The following is a 3,927-nucleotide window of genomic DNA, read 5'->3' on the forward strand; positions in this document are numbered from 1 at the left end:
CCGCCGAGCTGGCTGGGCTCGGCGGCGGGCCGGTAGACCGCGGCGGCGGTGAAGGGGCGCAGATCGGGCAGGGTGGGCAGGAGCAGGCGCTGGAACTGCTCGGCGCCCTCGCGGACCCGTTCGAAGAGGCGGACGTTCTCGATGGCGATGCCGGCGGCGCCGGCCAGGGCGATGACCACGCTCTCGTCGTCGGCGTCGAAGAGCTCTCCGTCCTGGCGCTCGGAGAGATAGAGGTCGCCGTAGATCTCGCCGCGGACGCTGATGGCGACGCCGAGCAGGGTGCCCATGTACGGATGGTTGGGCGGGAAGCCCACGGAGGACGGATGGGCGGCGATGTCGTCGACCCGCAGCGGCTCGGGGTGGTGGATCAGCTGGCCGAGGACGCCCCGGCCGTGGGGGAAGTCGGTTCCCGCGAGGGCGGCCCGTTCCTCCTCGGTGAGGCCGGCGGTGATGAACTGCTCCAGCTCGTCGCCGGAGGGGGCGAGCACACCGAGGGCTCCGTAGCGGGCGCCCACCAGGTCCATGGCGGTGGTCACGATGCGGTAGAGGACCGAGGGCAGCTCGTTCTCGCGGGTGATGGCGACCACCGCGTCCAGCAGCCCCTGGAGCCGGTCCATGGCGTCCAGCAGGCTGCGCATCTGCTCGTCCATGCGGCCCAGCTCGGTCCGCAGGCGGACATGCAGATCGGAGTCTTCCGGCTGCCTGGGCGACGCCCCGTTCTCGGGCCCGGCCATCAGGTGCTCCCCGCGGCGGGTCGTCCGGTCCCGGAGCGGTACATTGCGCCCGCTTGGGGTGACCCTGAGTCATCAGGGGCTGCGGCGGGGCACGGCGAAACTGGCCTTTCGGTCATCTGTCAAAAAATAGGGCAGTGTGCGCCGTCCCGCCGCTCGCCCGGGGCCCCGACACGCGGGCGGACCTCGAAACATGTGCTCGGCGGCCGTCCCGGACCGGTCTCCCCGGCTCTCGGGCGCGGCTGGATACGACCCAAGCGGAAGGGGTAACTCCCAGGTCAAACAGGTCAGTTGAGGCAGTCACGGAGCGTGTTTCGCTGTGCTAGCCTCTTGGATTCCGTCCATGACTTCGGCCCCAGGGGATGTGGGCCGTCAGAGCGTTCGAGGCGAAGCTCATGCGCAGAAGCAATCCGGGACGAAGGCTGCACGACGCCGTGGTGATCGTGCCAGGCATCATGGGCAGCGAACTCAGGGAGGCCGGGACCGGCCGGAAGTTATGGGGGGTCGGAAAGCTCCTCGCCTACACCGCGCGGGCCCACACCGAGCGGCTGCGGCAGCTCGCGGTGACCGAGGACGAACGTGCGGGCCGCACCGGACGCGTCGAGGTGACCGGGCTCCTGGAGAGCTTCGAACCGCTGCCGGGGTTCGGCTCCGCCCACCCTTACACCGCGATGGTCGCGGAGATGCGGCGCAGCGTGGTGGACCCCGCCGCCCTGCTCTCCTTCCCCTACGACTGGCGGCTGTCCGTCGAGCACAACGGCGCCCTCCTCGCCGCCGCGGCCCGCCGCCACCTGGACGCCTGGCGCGCCCACCCCGCGCACCGGAAGTACCTGGAGGCCGACCCCGGGGCGGGACCCGCCCGGCTGGTCTTCGTGGCCCACTCCATGGGCGGCCTGCTCACCCGCGAGGCCCTGCACCTGGACTGCACCCTGCGTGACGACATCCGCGTGGTGATGACCGTCGGCACCCCCTTCAACGGCTCGGTGAAGGCCGTGCTGATGCTCAACGCCGGCAAGGGTCTGCCGCTCCCCGTGCCACCGGGGATCCTGCGCCAGGTCGCCGCGACCATGCCGGGGCTGTACGACCTGCTGCCGAGCTACCGGGCCCATGAGGTGGACGGCGACATGCGGGTGCCGGGTGTCGAGGACATTGTGGCGCTCGGCGGGCGGCGCGAGCTGGCGAAGGCGGCCGTGGACTGGCGCACCAGCCGGGCGGAGACCACGCTGCCCGAGCATGTGACCGTCGTCGGCATGGGCCAGAGCACCTGGACCAGTTACCGGCTCGCCGACGGCGTCGCGCTGTTCGACCGGTACCTCTTCAAGCGCTACAACGACGGGCGGCTGCTCCCGGACGCCGAGGGCCGGCCCCAGCGCGATCCGCGTACCGGGGACGGCACGGTGTACCAGTACGCGGCCCAACTGCCGGGCACCGCACGGCCGGTGCACTTCTATCACGAGCACGGCGACCTCATCCGTACCCGCAGTGTCCTCGACATGGCCTCCGGTCTGATGCACGGGCTGCGGCACCCGGAGGAGCGGGGCGCCATGCTCGGGGACGAGGCGCGGTACGAGCTGCGCGCGCCGGAGTGGTCCGCCCTGGGTGAGCCCTTCGCCATCGAGGTCGACGGGGTCGCCCGCGGCGCCGACCTGGAGTGCCGGGTGCGCGGGGTCAACGGCCTGGACGAGCTGCTGACCCCCGCCCTGCGCCCGGCACCGGGCCGCCCCGGCGTGCTGGCGGCCTCGTGCATGCCCGGCCGGCCGGGGATGTACGAGGTGGAGGTGACCGGCGGCGAAGAGCCGAAGCGGCGCCTCGTCCCGGTCCTCGACATGGTGCACGACGGCTGACGCCATGGCGGCGGAACTGGTGTCGGTGGGGCGTGAGCCGACGGTCGTGGGGGACGGGACCAGAGCCGTGACCGGCACCGGGACCGTCGGGCCCGCGCCGCCGGGCTCGCCCGGGTCGCAGGCGTCGCCCGCGTCGCCCGTCGTGCCGCGACAGGGCGCGCAGGTCCGGGACGGCACGGTGGCGGAGGCGTTCGACGCGCAGATGGTGCCGGTCGGGCATGTCGCCGGGTATCCGAAGGCGGACACCGCGGCGGAGGCGGCCGCCGTGCTGGACGTACTGCGGCGGATCGGGGGACAGCCGGCGGTACGGTCCTGCGTCGAACCCGGCACCGTGGACTCCCTCGGCGCGGCCGACGACGAACTCGCGCGTTGGTCGGGGGAGTACGGCGAACCGGGCGGGCGCCACCCGAAGGAACGGCCCTCGGCCCTGGTCTGGCTGGGGCACGGCCGGCGGGGCACCATGGGTCCGGCCCTGCTCGTGCCCGGCTCGGCGGAGCGCGGGGACTACGCACAGCTCACCCCCGATCTGTTCGCCCACCATCTCTACGCCGAGTGGGGCAACCGCCGTGCGACGGACGGGCATTGGGCGATGGTGGTGATCGAGGCGTGCAAGTCGTCGGACTTCGCGAAGGTGGTGCGTGAGCGGTTCGACCGGTCGGCCGCGATGGACGACGCCCCCTACTCCATTCTGCTGATCGCGACGGGGAAGGACGCGGCGCAGGCGTACCTGGGGACGTTCCGGGAGACGCTGGAGGACTATCTGGACGCGCTCACCAGCCATGACGTCTTCGAACTCCATGAGCTGCGCCGGTTCTTCAAGCAGGCGGGCCACTACTGCGAGTTCGGCGGGGAGTCCTGCGCCGAGCTGAAGCTGCTGGTGCGGGACCGGGTGCCGTTGCCCGGGGTCACCACGGTGGCCGAACAGCGGCGCAGGCAGCAGGAGTTCGACGCCGAGCCCGGGCCCGCGGCCGGGGCCCGGGCGGTCGAGTCGCCGCAGGAGCGGGAGCGCGCCGGGTACCTGGAGGTCGTACCGCATTTCGCCGGGCGGGAGGGCGAGTTGGCCGAGGTGGTGCGGTGGGGCGCCGGGCCCGGACCGGGGCGGGGCCGGGAGCGCGAGCGGGTGCTGATCGTGCCCGGGGCGCCCGGCGTCGGCAAGTCCGCGTTCCTCGGACAGGCGCTACGGCGACTGCGGGAGTCGGGGGCCCGGGTCGGGGCCGTGCTGCGGCTGACCGGGAGCACCGTGGCGGAGGTCCGCGACCGGCTCGAAGGGATGGCGGTGAGCCGGGTGCCCGGAGGGGAGTGGGGAGCGGATTCCCCGGAGTCGGCCGAGCGGATCCTCGTGGTCGCCGACG

2 protein-coding genes and 1 pseudogene are annotated in these 3,927 nt (G+C 73.0%); 2 read left to right on the top strand and 1 reads right to left on the bottom strand.

The window, feature by feature from the left end:
* Window positions 1-734: GAF domain-containing protein (locus CCN72_RS27915; protein WP_244174498.1), on the bottom strand; the 734-nt coding region annotated here is incomplete at its 3' end.
* Between the two features lie 392 nt (window positions 735-1,126).
* Between CCN72_RS27915 and CCN72_RS27920 the strand changes: the two genes are divergently transcribed.
* A complete protein-coding gene (locus CCN72_RS27920; RefSeq protein WP_158101425.1) occupies window positions 1,127-2,575 on the top strand; it encodes a lipase/acyltransferase domain-containing protein in 1,449 nt (482 codons plus the stop codon).
* Window positions 2,576-2,642: 67 nt separating this feature from the next.
* Window positions 2,643-3,927, top strand: a pseudogene (locus tag CCN72_RS27925) (ATP-binding protein); the annotation flags it as partial.

This window comes from Streptomyces murinus, assembly GCF_002154555.1.
Classification (GTDB): Bacteria; Actinomycetota; Actinomycetes; order Streptomycetales; family Streptomycetaceae; genus Streptomyces; species Streptomyces murinus.

Excerpts from the sequence above, each read along its gene's own strand:
- CCN72_RS27920 (WP_158101425.1), top strand. The coding sequence starts at position 1,127 with ATGCGCAGAAGCAATCCGGGACGAAGGCTGCACGACGCCGTGGTGATC.